The 16,448-nt window shown below is 71.1% G+C and carries 18 protein-coding genes; 14 read left to right on the top strand and 4 right to left on the bottom strand.

Annotated elements, in window-relative coordinates; all coding sequences use genetic code 11:
* Positions 1-25: 25 nt before the first annotated feature.
* The 7 genes from ACXJKD_RS02730 (at position 26) to ilvA (ending at position 7,392) form a co-directional block, all read left to right on the top strand.
* Entirely contained in the window at positions 26-1,039 is a 1,014-nt protein-coding gene (locus ACXJKD_RS02730; protein WP_457252792.1) for a GNAT family N-acetyltransferase, read from the top strand.
* The gene (locus ACXJKD_RS02725; RefSeq protein ID WP_457252791.1) at positions 1,036-1,500 is read left to right on the top strand and encodes an MOSC domain-containing protein; all 465 of its coding nucleotides are present in this window, start codon (positions 1,036-1,038) and stop codon (positions 1,498-1,500) included. Before ACXJKD_RS02730 ends, ACXJKD_RS02725 begins: the two co-directional genes overlap by 4 nt.
* Before the next feature lie 21 nt (positions 1,501-1,521).
* Positions 1,522-2,712 (top strand): cystathionine gamma-synthase, encoded by a 1,191-nt coding sequence (locus ACXJKD_RS02720; protein ID WP_457252790.1) that lies wholly within the window; start codon positions 1,522-1,524, stop codon positions 2,710-2,712.
* 16 nt (positions 2,713-2,728) lie between these two features.
* Entirely contained in the window at positions 2,729-4,057 is a 1,329-nt protein-coding gene (locus ACXJKD_RS02715) for a glutamate mutase L (RefSeq protein WP_457252789.1), read from the top strand.
* Positions 4,058-4,271: 214 nt separating this feature from the next.
* Positions 4,272-5,264, top strand: coding sequence for an ATP-binding cassette domain-containing protein (locus tag ACXJKD_RS02710; protein ID WP_457252788.1), 993 nt, complete (start codon positions 4,272-4,274; stop codon positions 5,262-5,264).
* Positions 5,261-6,118, top strand: coding sequence for an ABC transporter permease (locus ACXJKD_RS02705; RefSeq protein ID WP_457252787.1), 858 nt, complete (start codon positions 5,261-5,263; stop codon positions 6,116-6,118). The genes ACXJKD_RS02710 and ACXJKD_RS02705 overlap by 4 nt, the downstream gene beginning before the upstream one ends.
* 47 nt (positions 6,119-6,165) lie before the next feature.
* Positions 6,166-7,392, top strand: a complete 1,227-nt coding sequence (ilvA, locus tag ACXJKD_RS02700) for a threonine ammonia-lyase (protein WP_457252786.1) — start codon at positions 6,166-6,168, stop codon at positions 7,390-7,392.
* An 83-nt stretch (positions 7,393-7,475) separates the two neighbouring features.
* On the opposite strand, the gene greA is transcribed toward ilvA, so the two are convergent.
* Positions 7,476-7,970, bottom strand: a complete 495-nt coding sequence (greA, locus tag ACXJKD_RS02695) for a transcription elongation factor GreA (RefSeq protein ID WP_457252785.1) — start codon at positions 7,968-7,970, stop codon at positions 7,476-7,478.
* Positions 7,971-8,369: 399 nt separating this feature from the next.
* On the opposite strand from greA, the gene ACXJKD_RS02690 reads away from it, so the two are divergent.
* Complete coding sequence (locus tag ACXJKD_RS02690) at positions 8,370-8,822, top strand: hypothetical protein (RefSeq protein ID WP_457252784.1); 453 nt, start codon at positions 8,370-8,372, stop codon at positions 8,820-8,822.
* A gap of 108 nt (positions 8,823-8,930) precedes the next feature.
* Here the strand turns inward: ACXJKD_RS02690 and ACXJKD_RS02685 are convergent, their stop codons facing one another.
* The gene (locus ACXJKD_RS02685) at positions 8,931-9,320 is read right to left on the bottom strand and encodes a DUF4307 domain-containing protein (protein WP_457252783.1); all 390 of its coding nucleotides are present in this window, start codon (positions 9,318-9,320) and stop codon (positions 8,931-8,933) included.
* Positions 9,321-9,416: 96 nt separating this feature from the next.
* On the opposite strand from ACXJKD_RS02685, the gene mca reads away from it, so the two are divergent.
* From mca to ACXJKD_RS02670, 3 genes are read left to right on the top strand one after another with little or no spacing between them, the layout of a single operon-like run.
* The gene (mca, locus tag ACXJKD_RS02680; RefSeq protein ID WP_457252782.1) at positions 9,417-10,352 is read left to right on the top strand and encodes a mycothiol conjugate amidase Mca; all 936 of its coding nucleotides are present in this window, start codon (positions 9,417-9,419) and stop codon (positions 10,350-10,352) included.
* The gene (locus ACXJKD_RS02675; protein ID WP_457252781.1) at positions 10,349-10,636 is read left to right on the top strand and encodes a hypothetical protein; all 288 of its coding nucleotides are present in this window, start codon (positions 10,349-10,351) and stop codon (positions 10,634-10,636) included. Before mca ends, ACXJKD_RS02675 begins: the two co-directional genes overlap by 4 nt.
* A 42-nt stretch (positions 10,637-10,678) precedes the next feature.
* Positions 10,679-11,065: a VOC family protein gene (locus ACXJKD_RS02670; protein ID WP_457252780.1), complete on the top strand. Its 387-nt coding sequence runs from the start codon at positions 10,679-10,681 to the stop codon at positions 11,063-11,065.
* A 3-nt stretch (positions 11,066-11,068) separates the two neighbouring features.
* Here the strand turns inward: ACXJKD_RS02670 and trhA are convergent, their stop codons facing one another.
* The gene (gene trhA, locus ACXJKD_RS02665) at positions 11,069-11,767 is read right to left on the bottom strand and encodes a PAQR family membrane homeostasis protein TrhA (protein ID WP_457252779.1); all 699 of its coding nucleotides are present in this window, start codon (positions 11,765-11,767) and stop codon (positions 11,069-11,071) included.
* A 104-nt stretch (positions 11,768-11,871) separates the two neighbouring features.
* On the bottom strand, positions 11,872-12,696 hold the full coding sequence (locus tag ACXJKD_RS02660) for a thioesterase family protein (RefSeq protein ID WP_457252778.1): 825 nt from the start codon (positions 12,694-12,696) through the stop codon (positions 11,872-11,874).
* 140 nt (positions 12,697-12,836) lie between these two features.
* On the opposite strand from ACXJKD_RS02660, the gene ACXJKD_RS02655 reads away from it, so the two are divergent.
* The 3 genes from ACXJKD_RS02655 (at position 12,837) to ACXJKD_RS02645 (ending at position 16,425) form a co-directional block, all read left to right on the top strand.
* Positions 12,837-13,598 carry an isoprenyl transferase gene (locus tag ACXJKD_RS02655; protein WP_457252777.1) on the top strand — a complete coding sequence of 254 codons (762 nt, stop codon included), beginning with the start codon at positions 12,837-12,839 and terminating at the stop codon, positions 13,596-13,598.
* Positions 13,599-14,026: 428 nt separating this feature from the next.
* Positions 14,027-15,355, top strand: coding sequence for a PhoH family protein (locus tag ACXJKD_RS02650; protein WP_457252827.1), 1,329 nt, complete (start codon positions 14,027-14,029; stop codon positions 15,353-15,355).
* Between the two features lie 320 nt (positions 15,356-15,675).
* Positions 15,676-16,425: an aggregation-promoting factor C-terminal-like domain-containing protein gene (locus ACXJKD_RS02645; protein ID WP_457252776.1), complete on the top strand. Its 750-nt coding sequence runs from the start codon at positions 15,676-15,678 to the stop codon at positions 16,423-16,425.
* Positions 16,426-16,448 lie beyond the last annotated feature (23 nt).

Below are 16,448 nucleotides of genomic sequence, written 5' to 3'. Positions count from 1 at the left end.
CTGTTCGCTCGGCGAAGGTGGACCCATGGTCACCATCACCCTGGTCGAGGACCCCGACGACGCGCAACGGCAGCTGTTCGACGACTGGGCGGGGGTGCTCGTCGCGGACGGCCGCCACCAGTTCGGGCCGGACCACAGTGCCCACTCGGTCGAGGAGCTCCGCGAGATGGGGCGCAGCACCGACCGGCGACGGATCTGCTGGGCGGCCGTCGACGGCTCGGGCGCCGTGGTCGGCTCGGCGGCCCTGACGATGCCGCAGCACGACAACCTCTCGCAGGCCCTGGTCATGGTCATCGTCCACCCCGACCACCGCCGAGGCGGGGTGGGCACCGCGCTGCTCGAGCAGGTCGAGTCAACGGCTCGCGACCACGATCGCACCGTCCTCCTCACCGAGACCCAGTGGCTGGTGGGTGCGCGCGACGAGAGCGGCGAGGAGTTCGCCGCACGTCGTGGGTATGCCGGCGCGCAGACCGTGCTGCGCAGCTCACTTCTCCTGCCCGCGGACCGGGACCGGCTGGAAGCCGCCCTGGAGGGGGACGACGCGGACGGGTACGTCGTGCAGACCTGCTGGGACGGCATACCGGAGGCCTGGCTGGCGGGGCGGGCGGAACTGAGCCGACGGATGAGCACCGACATCCCGATGGGCGACCTCCAGCTCGAGGAGGAGCGCTGGGACGAGGAGCGGGTGCGCACGGAGTACCAGCGGATCGCGGCCATGGGCCGGCGCGTGGTGGACACCTTCGCCGTGGTCGGGGCCACCGGTGAGCTGGTCGGCTACACCCAGGTGCAGGTGCCCCGCGCGAACCCGGTGGTGGGCTTCCAGCAGGACACGCTGGTGATGCGCGAGCACCGAGGCCACCGGCTCGGGCTGCGGCTCAAGGCGGCCGGCACGCTGGCGCTCATGCAGGAGCTGCCCGACACGAGGTCGGTGCGCACCTGGAACGCCGACGACAACGCACCGATGCTGGCGGTCAACCGCGCGCTCGGCTACGTCCACGACGCGATGATGCGCGAGTGGCAGAAGGTGGTCACGTCGTGATCGACGACCCGGTCGACGTCGACCTGGGCACGGTGGTCTCGATCCACGTCGCCAAGGCGACCAAGCTCCCCATGCGGCCGGTGGAGTCGGTCGTCGCCGAGGCCGGCGTCGGACTGGTCGGCGACCGCTACCACGGCTCCAGGCACCGCCACGTGACCGTGCAGTCGGCCGGGGCGCTGGCGGAGGCGAGCCAGGCGCTGGGGGCCGAGGTCGAGCCGGGCGCGACGCGTCGCAACGTCACCCTGTCCGGCGGTCCGGTCCCCAGCCGGCCGGGCACCCGGGTGCGGATGGGCGAGGCCCTCCTCGAGGTCGTGCGCCCTGCCGCGCCGTGCCGGTTGATGGACGACCTCATCGCCCCCGGGGCCATGAAGGCGCTGCACGCGCGTGGCGGCACGGTGTTCCGGATCCTCGAGGGAGGGGTCATCCGGGTGGGCGACCCGGTGGTGCGAGAGGGGTCCTGAGCGGGGGCTAGCCTTGCCGCCATGACGGAGCAGCACAGCACTGACCACGGCTTCTCGACGCGTGCGATCCACGCGGGGCAGGAGCCTGACGCAGGCACCGGAGCGGTGATCACCCCCATCTTCCAGGTGTCCACCTACAAGCAGGACGGGATCGGTGGTTTCCGCGGCGGCTACGAGTACAGCCGCTCGGCCAACCCGACCCGCACCGCCCTGGAGGAGTGCTTCGCGGCGCTCGAGGGGGGCGCCCGCGGCTTCGCGTTCTCGTCAGGCCTGGCCGGTCAGGACACCGTGCTGCGGGCCCTCCTCGCACCCGGCGACCACGTGGTCGTGCCAAGCGACGCGTACGGCGGCACGTACCGGCTCTTCAACAAGGTCCTGACCACGTGGGGTGTCGACCACACCATCGCGCCGATGGGCGACCTCGACGCAGTGCGGGCCGCGATCCGCCCGGGCAGCACCAAGATCCTGTGGGTCGAGACGCCCACCAACCCGTTGCTCGGCATCGCCGACATCGCCGCCCTGGCCGAGCTCGCCCACACGGCCGGTGCGCTGCTGGTGGTCGACAACACCTTCGCCTCGCCCTACCTGCAGCAGCCGCTGGCCCTCGGTGCCGACATCGTCACGCACTCGACGACCAAGTACTGCGGCGGCCACTCCGACGTCGTCGGTGGCGCCGTCGTCGTGGGCCACGACATCACCGTGCCGGGCTTCGAGGACGCGGTGGATCGCGTTGCCTTCCACCAGAACTCGATGGGCGCGGTCGCCGGACCGATGGACGCCTGGCTGGTCCTGCGCGGGCTGAAGACGCTGGCGCTGCGGATGGAGAAGCACAGCGACAACGCCGAGCGGGTGGTCGAGTTCCTCACCGCCCATCCCGCCGTCAGCGCGGTGCACTACCCGGGCCTGGAGAGCCACCCGGGTCACGAGGTCGCCAAGCGCCAGATGAAGCGGTTCGGCGGCATGATCTCGTTCCAGGTCAGGGCGGGGGAGGACGTGGCGGTCAAGGTCTGCGGCGAGACCCAGCTGTGGACCCTCGGTGAGTCGCTCGGCGGTGTGGAGTCGCTCATCGAGCACCCCGCGCGGATGACCCACGCGTCGGTCGCCGGCACCGAGCTCGAGGTGCCTGCCGACCTGATCCGCCTGTCGGTCGGCATCGAGGACGTCGAGGACCTCATCGCCGACCTCGGGCAGGCCCTCGACCGGCTCGGCTGAGGCGAGCGGCGCGCTCGTGCAGCTGCTGTGCGTCGACTTCGGGTCGACCTTCACCAAGGCGGTGCTCGTCGACGGCGAGGGTGTCGTGGTGGCGACCGCCTCGACGCCGACCACCGTCGCCACGGACGTCCTCGACGGCTACCGCACGCTGCGCGACGAGCTCCTTCCCCACGGTGCGGTCGACGAGGTGCTGGCCTGCTCCAGCGCCGGAGGTGGGCTGCGGCTCGCGGTGGTCGGGTACGAGCGCGAGGTCACGGCCCAGGCTGGGTTCCGGGTCGGCCTCAGCGCCGGTGCGCGCGTCGCCCACGTGACGTCGGGGCCGCTCTCCGGCGCCGACGTCAAGGCCCTGCGGGACAGCCGCCCCGACCTCGTGCTGCTCGTGGGGGGCACCGACGGCGGCAACGCTGAAGTGTTGCTGCACAACGCATCTCGGCTCGCCAAGGCGCGGATCGGCGCGCCGGTGGTCGTGGCCGGCAACGCCGATGCGCAGCTGGAGGTCGCCGCGACCCTGGCTGCCACGGGCCGCTCCTTCACCGTGGCCGACAACGTCCTCCCGTCCATCGGGGTGATCGCGCCCGAGTCGGCGCGGGCCGCCATCCGGCGCGTCTTCCTCGAGCACGTGATCGGCGGCAAGGGTCTGTCGCGAGGTCCTGAGTTCGGCGCGATGGTGCAGGCGCCGACCCCTGACGCGGTCCTCGACGGGGTCGCCGTGCTGGCCGAACACCTCGACGGCGACGTCATGGTCGTCGACATCGGTGGGGCGACGACCGACGTCTACTCGGCGCTGCGCCCCCAGGGGGAGGACTCGGGCCTGGCCAAGGAGGTGGTGGCCCCCCTGTGGCACGCGCGCACCGTCGAGGCCGACCTCGGCATGCGCTGGAACGCCGAGGGCATCGTCGAGGCTGCGTCCCGTGAGCACGTGGCGCTGCCCGAGGGAGCTGCCGCGTATGCCGCGAGCCTGGTCCGCAACACCGGTCACCTCCCAGCCGACGAGCGTGAGTGGGCCTTCGACCTGTCACTCGCCCGAGCGGCCGCCGTGGTCGCGGTGCGCCGCCATGCGAGGCCGCCGGCCCCGGGGGCCGGGGCGCGACCGCTGGCCGACGTGCGGGTCGTGGTGGGCTCGGGCGGGGTGCTGCGGCACGCCACCGACGAGGGCCGGCAGGAGGTGCTGCCGGCGGTGGCGAGCGACCACGCGGGCGGCTGGAAGGTCCCCCGTGACTCCGCCCTGGTGACGGACACGGCATACCTGCTCTTCGCGGTGGGGCTGTTGCGCGCGGCGCATCCCGACGTGGCCCGCGCGCTGGCCCGGACGGTCATGGGTTCCGCTGTCGGTGGTCGCTCCTAACGTCGGGGCATGAGCGAGGAGAGGACGGCGGGTTCGAGGTCTCCCTCGACCGTGCTGGCCACCCCTTCTGCCTGGTCGGTCGGCCCTGACGCCGCAGGGGCTTGTGCTGCCCGGTCGAAACGCGATACAACGTGTTTGTGCAAACGCGATATAACGTGAATGGAGCGCCGAAAATGAATGGTCCACCACCCGCCACGCGGCCTAGGGTCGAGCGATGACCTCCCTGGCGATCGAGGCCGAGCACCTCGTCAAGAAGTTCGGTGACACGACTGCCGTCGACGACGTCAGCTTCTCCGTGCCGGAGGGGTCCGTGCTGGGGCTCCTGGGCCCCAACGGCGCCGGCAAGACGACCACGGTGCGGATGATGACGACGCTGGCCACGCCGACCAGCGGCACCGCGCGGGTGGCCGGGCACGACGTGCTGCGCGAGCCCGATGCGGTGCGTCGCTCGATGGGCCTGACCGGCCAGGCGGCGACGGTGGACGAGCTGCTCACCGGGCGCGAGAACCTGCGGCTGATCGGGTCGCTCTACGGCCTGTCCAGCAGCTACGTGAAGTCGGCGGGTGCCGACCTGCTGGAGCGGTTCTCGCTGACCGAGGCCGCCGACCGCACGGTGAAGACCTACTCCGGCGGCATGCGCCGCCGCCTCGACCTCGCGGTCAGCCTCATCGCCACCCCGCCCGTGCTGTTCCTCGACGAGCCCACGACCGGTCTCGACCCGCGCAGCCGGGTCGAGCTGTGGGAGGTCCTGCGCGGCCTGGTCAAGGACGGCACCACGCTGCTCCTGACCACCCAGTACCTCGAAGAGGCGGACCAGCTCGCCGACCGCATCGTCGTGATCGACCGCGGCCAGATCATCGCCGAGGGCACGCCGCTCGAGCTCAAGGACCGCAGCGGCAAGGCCAGCCTGGTGCTGACCGTGTCGCGGGCCGAGGACCTGCAGACCGCCGCCGACATGCTGCGCCAGCGGGTCTCCGAGGTGCACGTCGACGAGGCCGCGCGCCAGCTGACGGCGCCGGCCGAAGGGCTGCGCGACATGACGCGGATCGCGGCGATCTTCGAGGACAGCTCCATCGAGCTCGACGACCTGGGGCTCAAGCGGCCGAGCCTCGACGACGTGTTCCTCCACCTCACCGGCCACCGCGCCGAAGACACGTCAGGCACCAGGGACGCCGACACCGAGACCGAGCAGGAGCAGGCGTCATGACCACCGACACGACGACGCGACAGTCGGCCAGCGGCATCGCCCGACCCGAGATCAGGCCGACCGGCCTGCTGCGACAGTCGCTGGCGATCACCCGGCGCAACCTCATCCACATCAAGCGGATGCCCGAGATGCTGATGGACGTCACCATCCAGCCGGTCATGTTCGTGCTGCTCTTCGCCTACGTCTTCGGCGGGTCGATCGCGGTCAAGGGGTCGCCGGCCGGCTACCGCGAGTGGCTGATGGGCGGGATCATGGGGCAGACGATCGCCTTCGCGTCCTTCATCGTCGCCGTCGGCCTCACCGCCGACATCGACAAGGGCATCGTCGACCGCATGCGGTCGCTGCCGATCAACCCCTCGGCCGTGCTCGTGGGCCGCAGCATCTCCAGCCTCCTGCACTCCAGCATCGGCATCCTCGTGATGTCGGTGACCGGGCTGTTCGTCGGCTGGCGGATCCGCGGCAGCTTCGCCGAAGCCGTGCTGGCCTACGCGCTGCTGCTGCTCTGGGGCTTCGCGATGATCTGGATCGGCATCCTCGTCGGGTCGGCGATGCGCTCGGTCGAGGCCGTGAACGGGCTGATGTTCACGACGATGTTCCCGATCACGTTCCTGGCCAACACCTTCGCGCCGACCGACAACATGCCCCACGTGTTGCGGGTCATCGCCGAGTGGAACCCCATCTCGGCGCTGGTCCAGTCGGTCCGCCAGCTGTGGGGCAACGACCTCCCCGTGCCGGCCGACGCTGCGCTTCCGCTCCACCACCCGATCATCACCACGTTGATCTGGACGGTCGGGCTCACCCTCATCGTGGCGCCGCTCGCGATCCGGGCGTTCGCCAAGCGCACCCAGGGCTAGCGCAGGGGCGTCGTTGGGGCAGGTCCGGAGGGACTAGCCTTCCGGCCATGGCATCACCGACGCTGTCAGTCACCATCGACGACGTGCGCGCTGCGCAAGACCTGCTCAGCGGCGTCGTCCGACCCACCCCGCTCGAGTACAGCCGGGCCCTGTCCGACCGGGTCGGCGCCGAGGTGTTCCTCAAGTGCGAGAACCTCCAGCGGGCGGGCTCGTTCAAGATCCGTGGCGCCTACACGCGGATGGCTCGCCTCTCCGACGAGGAGAAGGCGCGCGGCGTCGTCGCGGCGAGCGCCGGCAACCACGCCCAGGGGGTGGCGCTGGCCGGGCAGCTGCTGGGCATCGACGTCAAGGTCTACATGCCCTACGGCGCCCCGATGCCCAAGCTGCTGGCGACCCAGGCCTACGGCGCGACCATCGAACAGGTCGGCACCACCATCGACGAGTGCCTGGTCAAGGCCCGCGACTGGGAGTCGAGCAACGGCGCCGTCCTCATCCACCCGTTCGACCACCGTGACATCGTCGCCGGCCAGGGCACCGCAGGCCTCGAGATCCTCGACCAGTGCCCCGACGTCCGGACCATCGTGGTGAGCACCGGCGGCGGCGGGCTCCTCGCCGGCATCTCCGTGGCCGTCCGGGCCGCGCGGCCCGACGTGAGGATCATCGGCGTGCAGGCCGAGCAGGCGGCGGCCTACCCGTTGTCGCTGGCGGCGGGCAAGCCGGTCGCCTTCGAGAACATGCAGACCATGGCCGACGGCATCGCGGTCGGCATGCCCGGAGACGTGCCCTACGCCCTGGTGCGCGACCTGGTCGACTCGATCGAGACGGTCAGCGAGGAGGAGCTGTCCCGGGCCCTGCTCTTCGTCCTCGAGCGCGCCAAGCTCGTGGTCGAACCCGCCGGTGCAGCCGCCGTGGCCCACCTGCTCGACCGGGCCGGTCGGCAGCACCTCGACGGCCCCGTCGTGGCGGTCCTGTCCGGCGGCAACATCGACCCGCTCCTGCTGCTCCGGATCATCCGGCACGGCATGGCCGCCGCCGGTCGATACCTGCAGTTCCGGGTGCGGATCTCGGACCGGCCCGGCCACCTGGCCCGGCTGCTCGCCGACTGCGCGGCCGTCGACGCCAACGTGCTGGAGGTCGAGCACATCCGCACCGGCACGACCATCACCGTCGACGAGGTCGAGATCGGCCTGCAGCTCGAGACGCGGGGCAAGCAGCACTGCGAAGAGGTCCTGCGGACGCTGCGCAGCAAGGGCTACCAGCTCAAGTTCGGCTGACCGGCATACGCCACACCGCGAAGGGCCGCCCCGAGGGGCGGCCCTTCGTCTGCCGTGTGACAGTGCGTGGTGTCGAGGGTGGCTCAGCCGCCGTGCGGCGTGGCGCCCTTCACGGACACCTGGATGACCTTGCCGTTCGGAGCCTTGTAGGAGGCCTTGTCGCCGACCTTCTTGCCGTTGATCGCGGCACCGAGCGGGGACTTCTCGCTGTAGACCTCGAGGTCGCTGTCGCCGGCGATCTCACGCGACCCGAGCAGGAAGGTCACGTCGTCGCCGAACATCTCCACGGTGACGACCATGCCGGGCTCGACGATGCCGTCGTCAGCGGGCTTGGCGCCCACGACGGCGTTCTCGAGCAGCTGGGTCAGCTGGCGGATGCGGGCCTCCATCTTGCCCTGCTCCTCCTTGGCTGCGTGGTAGCCGCCGTTCTCCTTCAGGTCGCCCTCGTCGCGGGCCGCCTCGATCTTCTTGGCGATCTCCGTACGGCCTTCTCCGGACATCTGGTCCAGCTCGGCCTTCAGACGGTCGAAGGCCTCCTGGGTCAGGTAGCTCGCGGTGGGGGTCGCGGTCTCGCTCACGGTGATACTCCTTGATCGGGTCCCCGTCGGACGCGGTTGCGTCTCGGAGAGGGTGTTACGCGCAGCGGCCCGGACCCGACCACGTTCGCTGGTGACGTCGCAGTGGCTGGTCCAGACCGCTCGGTGAAAGGACAAGACTACCTCGCGCCGCACGAACACGTCGCTGAGCCTTTCAACAGCGCTGCACTGAACATCTGGACAACCCGTGAGGTATGCCGCGTGGCCGGCTCCCGCTGGCGCCGTCACCCGGCATAGCCGCAGGTCAGCGGCCCGTTCGGTGGGGGCTCGAGCGCCCCGAGGCGCCCGGTCGGGTCGCGCCCCAAGTCAGTCCCAAGTGGTGGGAGGCACGCTCGTCCCAGACGACCACCCAGGACGTCCCGACCCGAGGAGCGAACCAGCATGTCCGTCACCACCCCCGACCGCCCGGCCGACGCCTCCACGGGCGGCGCCCTCCGGGCGCTCCCGCGCAGCACCGGTGGAACCCTCCGGCTGGCGATGGCCGCGCTGCTCGCGACCGACCTCGTGGGCGGGCTGCTCGCCGTGCGTGCCGGGGTGAACACCTGGGGCGAGGCCTGGGGTCCCGAAGCCCTGCTGGCCGCACCGGTGCCGATGATCGTGGCGCAGCTGCTGCTGGTCTGGCTGGCCACCCGTCGCCTCGGCCGGGGTGCCGCCGTGGCCGCGGGCCTCCTGGCGACCGCCTGCCTGGTGAGCGTCGTCTCCGGGTTCTTCGACGGTGGCCTCGGCAACGAGGAGCTGACTGCCGGGCTCGCCGGCTACCAGTACTTCCTGCTGGCCGTGACGACCGCAGTGGGCGCGCTCGCGATTCGGCGCGCCGTGACCGCCCTGCGCTGACCGAACGGCCCACCGTGCCTCGGTTCGAGGTATTCCGCTGCCGGAATCCGGTAGTGGATTACCTCGAACCGAGGGGGGGAGGGGGGAGCAGCGGCGCTGGGGGACTGCTCAGCCGTCGCCGGGTCGCGGCTGCTCGTCGGGGACGCAGCCGCGCACGCTGCCGCCGACCGCCCGGGAGGCGGTGCGGACGAGCACCTGCAGGTGGCTCGAGCGCTGCGTGGACGCGTCGACCGGCACCTCGAGCACCCCGACGACGCCGTGCGCAGTGTCCTGCGCCTGCACGGTGCAGACGACCTCCTGGCCGGGGGAGCGGTGCACGTCGAACCCGACCTGCACGGTCGTGTCGTCGATGACCTTGTAGTCGGTGTCCGTCCAGGTGATCGCGCCCAGGCTGTTCGCCAGGCCGAGCCAGACGGCGAGGGCGATCCCGATCGTGCAGCCGATCGTGCCGATGACCCACCACCGGCCGGTGCCAGGGGCGGGACGGGGGAGCGGCATGGGTGACCTTCCGCGGGTGAGAGGATGGCTGGCGGTCCGGTTCTCGACGACGCCGGACGACACCATTGTCGGCGATGGACGAGTGAGGTTGTGCAGGTGGCTGACCGGTTGCGGCTCATGGCGGTGCACGCGCACCCCGACGACGAGTCGAGCAAGGGCGCGGCGACGATGGCGAAGTACGCCGGCACGGGTTACGACGTGCTCGTCGTCTCGTGCACCGGTGGGGAGCGCGGTGACGTGCTCAACCCCCGGCTCAAGGGTGACCCCCACATCGAACGCGACCTGGCCCAGGTCCGGCGCGAGGAGATGAAGCGGGCCCAGGAGATCCTCGGCGTCGACCACACCTGGCTCGGGTTCGTCGACTCGGGTCTGCCCGAGGGTGACCCGCTGCCCCCGCTGCCCGACGGGTGCTTCGCGCTCGAGCCGATCGAGGTCACGGCCGAGGCACTGGTCCGCGAGATCCGGCGGTTCCGTCCGCACGTCATGACGACCTATGACGAGAACGGCGGCTACCCCCACCCCGACCACATCATGACCCACACGGTCTCGATGGCGGCCTTCGCAGCCGCCGGTGACGCCGCGGCATACCCCCATGCAGGTGAGCCCTGGCAGCCGCTGAAGATCTACTACAACTCGCACAACCGGGCGAAGTACGCGGCGTTCCACGACGCGCTGCTCGCCCAGGGTGTGGAGAGCCCGTACGGCGACTGGCTCAAGGACTGGGACCCCGAGACGGCCCGCACCATCACCACCCGGGTGGTGTGCTCCGACTTCTTCGACCAGCGCGACCAGGCCCTGCTCGCGCACGCCACGCAGATCGACCCGGACGGCGCATGGTTCCGGGTGCCGCGCGAGCTGCAGGTCAGCGTCTGGCCGACCGAGGACTTCGAGGCGGCGCTGTCGTACGTGCCCGTCGTACCCGTGGAGGACGACCTCTTCGCGGGCATCCCCGACGCGGCGACCGGTGACGCCCTGGCCACCAGCAGTGACCTCGAGATCGCGTACGACGGCCGCAAGGAGAAGACCCCGTGAACGGCGCACCGTCGGCGATGGTCTCGCCCGGGCTCTGGGGTTTCCTGGCGTTCTTCGTGCTGGCCCTCGCGCTCTACCTGCTGATGCGGAACATGAACGCGCGGATGCGACGGATGTCCTACGCCGCGCAGGAGCGCGAGCGGGAGGCCGAGGCCGAGGCCGAGGCGGACGCTGCCCCGAAGGAGCCACCGCGGGGCGGGTCAGGCGCGCAGCAGCCGGAACGACCTTCCGACACCGGTGACGCCGAGGGCGACCAGGGGCACACTGGGGAGCCCAGAACCTAGCGCTCCGCCCCCGGGCGGGGTGCCGACCCAGGAGGCCCCGTCATGAGCGGTCGCATCGTCCACTTCGAGCTCCCGTACGACGATGCGGAGCGGGCCCGTGCCTTCTACGGCGACCTGTTCGGGTGGGACCTGCAGTCCTACCCGGGCATGGACTACACGATGATCTCCACCGGCCCGACCGGTGACCAGGGGCCGACCGAGCCGGGCTTCATCAACGGCGGGATGGGGCCGCGCGCCAGCGCCGACGAAGCGCCGCGCGTCGTCATCGACGTCGAGGACATCGACGCGACGCTGCAGGCCATCGAGGCCAAGGGCGGGACGGTGTCGCTGCCCAAGCAGCCCGTCGGGGGGATGGGCTTCACGGCCTACTTCACCGACACCGAGGGCAACGTCGTGGGTCTCTGGGAGACCGCGCCGCCGTCTGCCTGAGCGTCAGCTGGCCGAGCCGGCTCCGTAGACCGACATCGACGCCGCGATGTAGTGCACCGTGAACGCGGCGACGGTCAGGGTGTGGAAGATCTCGTGGAAGCCGAACCAGCGGGGGGAGGGGTTCGGACGCTTGATGCCGTAGACGAGCGCGCCCACCGTGTAGAGCAGGCCACCCACGGCGATCAGGGTGACGATCGCGGGGCCGCCGAACTCGAGCAACGGGCCGAGGTAGAACACGGCCACCCAGCCGAGGGCGACGTAGACCGGCGTGTAGAGCCAGCGGGGTGCGCTCACCCAGAACACGCGGAACAGGACGCCGGCGATGGCGCCGATCCAGACGATGAGCAGCATCGTGCGGGCGTCGTCGCGGGGCAGCAGCAACGCGAACGGCGTGTAGGTGCCCGCGATGATGAGGAAGATGTTGGAGTGGTCCATCCGCTTGAGCACCCCGGCGACCTTGGGCGACCAATTGCCGCGGTGGTAGACCGCGGACGTGCCGAAGAGCAACCAGGCGGTGATGCTGAAGACGATGGCGGCGATCCGCGCCGGAGTCGTGGGGGCCAGCGCGATCAGGACGATGCCCGCCGCCAGGGCCAGCGGGACCATGCCCGCGTGGAGCCAGCCGCGCAGGTGGGGCTTCACTGCGGCGACGACAGACTCGAGGTGTCCCTGCGCGGGACCGGGGTCGGGTGCTGAGGTCATGGCCCCACTGTAACCTACGGTCGCGTAGGTTACTAGCGCGTAGGTTGTGAGACGCGACTCAGGACCACCGGGAACTCGGACATCCGCACCACGGTCATCGCCCGTCACGCGCGGGGCGTCGGGCGGACCAACAGGGCCTGGGCGGTCCGGCCCACGAAGCCCTGGTCGTCGAACACCTCGGCCTGCGCCAGACCGGCGGCCCCACCGCCGAGTGTGGTGAGGGCGCGCAGCCCGATCCACTCGCCGGCCGGCTCACGCACGAGGTGGGCGGTCAGCTCGGTGTTCATGAACTGCCACGCGGTGATGTATAGGGCCGCGCTCGCCCCCGACGCGGAGTCGACGCAGACCATCAGCCGCTCCAACGCTGCCATCGGCTCGCCGGCCACCAGGGGCAGCCGCGGACGCATCCAGACCGTCGCCGGCCCGGACTCCCCGAGCGAGCCCTCCACCCACGACCACTCGATCGCGTCGATGTAGCCGGGGTGCCAGCCCGGGGGGACGGCCCGTTCGCCACCGGTCGCGGGGCCGGTCGGCGGGGTCGGCAGGCCGGCCACCGGGCCCGAGTCGACCCGAGGCACCAGCCAGGCGGCGGCGCGTGCGGCGACGCGCCCCGAGTCGGCGTCGGCCAGCTCGCACTCGACCAGCTCGACGCTGCGCCCCGGTCTCGCGACCACCGCCTGCACCCGCAGCCGGCCGACCGGCACGGGGCCGAGCAGGTCGCAGGTCAGCCGAGCGACCACGCGGCTGCCGTCGCCCAGCCGCTGCGCCTCCCTCGCCATGAGGGCCATCGGCGGACCGCCGTGCTGCGCCTGCGGAGACCACGGCCCGGCCGTGTGGCTGGTCGAGCTGACGGTGCTCGACGTGGTGCTGCTGCTCGCCCCGGCGTCGGAGTCGTCGAGCAGGTAGAAGGCGTCGGGGGCGGGCGACATGGTCGTCATCCTGCCGGACTGCACGCAGCCGACGGGGGTAGCGTGGTGGGTCGGGACCGCAGGTTCGGTCCCCGAGAGCAGCCCGCCGGCCCGTCGGGGTCGGGACGGGGAGCAGCACCGGGAGAAGGTGAGGAGTGGCCGTGGCGCTGTCCGACCTCCTGTATGCCGCGTACGAGCGGCGACTGAGCCGCCGCCTCTCCCGGGAGACCCTTCCCCGACACGTGGGCGTGATGCTGGACGGCAACCGCCGCTGGGCCAAGGCACGGGGTCACGGCACCAAGGAAGGCCACCAGGCCGGGGCCGACAACATCGCGGGGTTCCTGGACTGGTGCGAGGAGGCGCGGGTCGAGGTCGTCACGCTGTGGCTGCTCTCCACCGACAACCTCAACCGTCCGGCTGCCGAGGTGGTCCCCCTCCTGTCGATCATCGAGACCACGGTCGGTGACCTGGCCCAGACCAAGCGCTGGGTGATCAACCCGGTGGGCTCGCTCGACCTGCTGCCTGCGGAGACCGCCCGCCGGCTCAAGGAGGCCGCCGACCTCACCGAGGGCGTGCAGGGGATGACCGTCAACGTCGCGGTGGGCTACGGCGGGCGCCAGGAGATCACCGATGCCGTCCGGTCGATGCTCATCTCGCACGCAGCCAACGGCACGACCATCGAGGAGCTGGCCGAGACGCTCCAGGTCGAGCACATCGCCGAGCACCTCTACACGAAGGGCCAGCCGGACCCCGACCTCGTCATCCGCACGTCGGGGGAGCAGCGCCTCTCCGGGTTCCTGCTCTGGCAGAGCGCCCACAGCGAGTTCTACTTCTGCGAGGCCTACTGGCCCGACTTCCGGCACGTCGACTTCCTCCGCGCGCTGCGCGCCTACGCGGAGCGGAACCGCAGGTTCGGCAACTAGTTGCCGACCAAGGGCTCAGGGGCAACTAGTTGCCGACCAAGGGCTCAGGGGCAACTAGTTGCCGACCAAGGGCGCAGGGGTAACTAGCTCCCCGCGGCATACCAACGTCTGAGGGCCGCATCGGGCCAACGGGTTAACTCTGGATGACTCGCGGCGTGGTTGCACGGTACGGGCCGGACACGGTCGTACCGTCCGTAGTGACGCGGGGCACCCGTCCCGCGTTCGGGGAGGCCAACCTATGGAGCAGATCCAGCTCCGAGCGGAGGGCCGGAACCGGCTCCACCGCGGTGGGAAAGCCTGGTCCCGGCACCTCGTTCGCGAGTAGGCGCACCGCGCCGAAGCGCGCGCTGTGCCAAGGAGAGACATTGGCCTCGAACCACGACACCACCCGTCGTACCTCCTCCAGCGCTGCGGCTGCGCCCCGCGCCATGCCGGTTCCGAAGGCCACAGGCAAGGCCGCGGCTCCCGCCTTCCGGACGTTCGTCCTCGACACGTCCGTCCTCCTGTCCGACCCGCGCGCCATGCTGCGGTTCAAGGAGCACGAGGTCGTGCTGCCGGTGGTCGTCGTCACCGAGCTCGAGGCCAAGCGACACCACCCCGAGCTGGGCTACTTCGCCCGGCAGGCGCTTCGGCTGCTCGACGACCTGCGGATCAGTGAGGGGCGGCTCGACGCGCCGGTTTCCGTCGGCGCCGACGGTGGCACGCTCAGGGTGGAGCTCAACCACACGGACCCGAGCTCGCTGCCGGCCGGCTTCCGACTCGGCGACAACGACACCCGGATCCTGTCGGTCGCCAAGAACCTGTCGGACGAGGGCTTCGCCGTCACGATCGTCAGCAAGGACCTCCCGATGCGGGTCAAGGCCTCCGCCGTCGGGCTCGAGGCCGAGGAGTACCGCGCCGAGCTGGCGGTCGACAGCGGGTGGACCGGCATGGTCGAGCTCGACGTCACCGTCGAGGAGATGGATGCCCTCTACGAGCACGGGCGGATCGAGAACGCCACGGCGGCCGAGATGCCGTGCCACACCGGCCTGGTCCTGCTCTCGCCGCGGGGAAGCGGTCTGGGGCGGGTCGGCGCCGACAAGCAGATCCGCCAGGTGCGCGGCGACCGTGACGCGTTCGGCCTCCACGGCCGCAGCGCCGAGCAGCGGATCGCGCTCGACATCCTCCTCGACCCCGACGTGGGCATCGTCTCGCTCGGCGGGCGGGCCGGCACCGGCAAGTCGGCACTCGCGCTCTGCGCGGGCATCGAGGCGGTGATGGAGCGTCGGCAGCACCGCAAGGTGGTGGTCTTCCGTCCCCTGTATGCCGTGGGCGGCCAGGAGCTCGGCTACCTCCCGGGTAGCGAGTCGGAGAAGATGGGCCCGTGGGCCCAGGCGGTCTTCGACACGCTCGGAGCGCTGGTGTCGCACGAGGTGGTCGAGGAGATCATGGACCGCGGGATGCTCGAGGTCCTGCCGCTCACGCACATCCGCGGGCGCTCGCTGCACGACGCGTTCGTCATCGTCGACGAGGCGCAGAGCCTCGAGCGCAACGTGCTGCTGACCGTGCTCTCGCGGATCGGCCAGAACTCCCGCGTGGTGCTCACCCACGACGTCGCCCAGCGCGACAACCTCCGCGTCGGGCGGCACGACGGCGTGGCCGCGGTGATCGAGGCGCTCAAGGGCCACCCGCTGTTCGCGCACATCACGCTCACCCGGAGCGAGCGCAGCCCGATCGCCGCCCTGGTGACCGACCTGCTGGAGGGGCTCGAGGTCTGACCCGTCGACGAGGTGACCGGCTTCTCGTCCAGGTGACGCGCCGCCGTGGTCCAGCGCGGAAATTCGCCAGAATTCTCGCGGATCCACGGCGGCGCCTCCACCGAAAGGATGACTCTGTCGTCACATCTGTCACACCAGTCGCAGAAAGTGGTTGACGATTTCAGTTCGCGACGTCCGGTCGGGTAAGGTCTCGGTTTCATAACGTGCCGGGACGCTGTTCTGTTGGGCTGTCTGCCAGCCTGTTGGGCGACTTCGGCGAATACATCCCCCGGCACCGATTGAGGCCACCACAGGGTGGCTTTTCCTTTGGAGGAACCCGTATGAGCCAGCCCTACCAGGGACGGCACCGCCATGCGTCGTCCCACGGCAGGAAAGCTTCTCGCTCCTCCGGTCTGACGAAGGCGATCCGTCGCCCCGCCGTCACCTCCAGCATGCTCCTCGCGGTCATCGCGACCACCGCCGCCGGTTACCAGGCCGCGGACCAGCGCCAGACCGGCGCCGCCGCCTTCACGGTGAGCACCGAGGCGATCGCCCAGGCCAACGAGCTCGCGGACGCCCAGATCGAGGACACCGCTCGACTGGCTGCCGACCGCAACGACACCAACGCCAGCATGGCCGCCGCGCAGGAGAAGGACCGCGTCGCCGCAGTCGCCGCGGGCGAGGCTGCCGCCAAGGCACGCCGTGAGGCCGCCCAGAAGGTCGCCCGCGAGAAGGCCCGCAAGGCGCTCGCCGCCAAGAAGCAGGCCATCCTCGCCAACGCCCAGGCCGACCCGCGCGCCGCGGCCCAGGCGCTGCTGCCCGAGTTCGGCTTCGGCGACGGCCAGTGGAGCTGCCTCGACAACCTCTGGATGGGCGAGAGCGGCTGGCGCTACACCGCCGAGAACTCCTCCTCCGGCGCCTACGGCATCCCGCAGTCCCTGCCCGGCTCCAAGATGGCCACGGTCGCCTCCGACTGGCGGACCAACCCGGTCACCCAGATCCGCTGGGGCCTGCAGTACATCAGGAGCTCCTACGGCACCCCCTGCGGCGCCTGGAGCGCCTGGCAGAGCCGCTCCCCGCACTGGTACTGAGCCGCACTGAGCGGCACTGAGCC

This window comes from Pedococcus sp. P5_B7, from assembly GCF_054049895.1.
The sequence above is the reverse complement of the archived record's forward strand: the minus strand, read 5'-3'. Positions and strand labels throughout refer to the sequence as shown.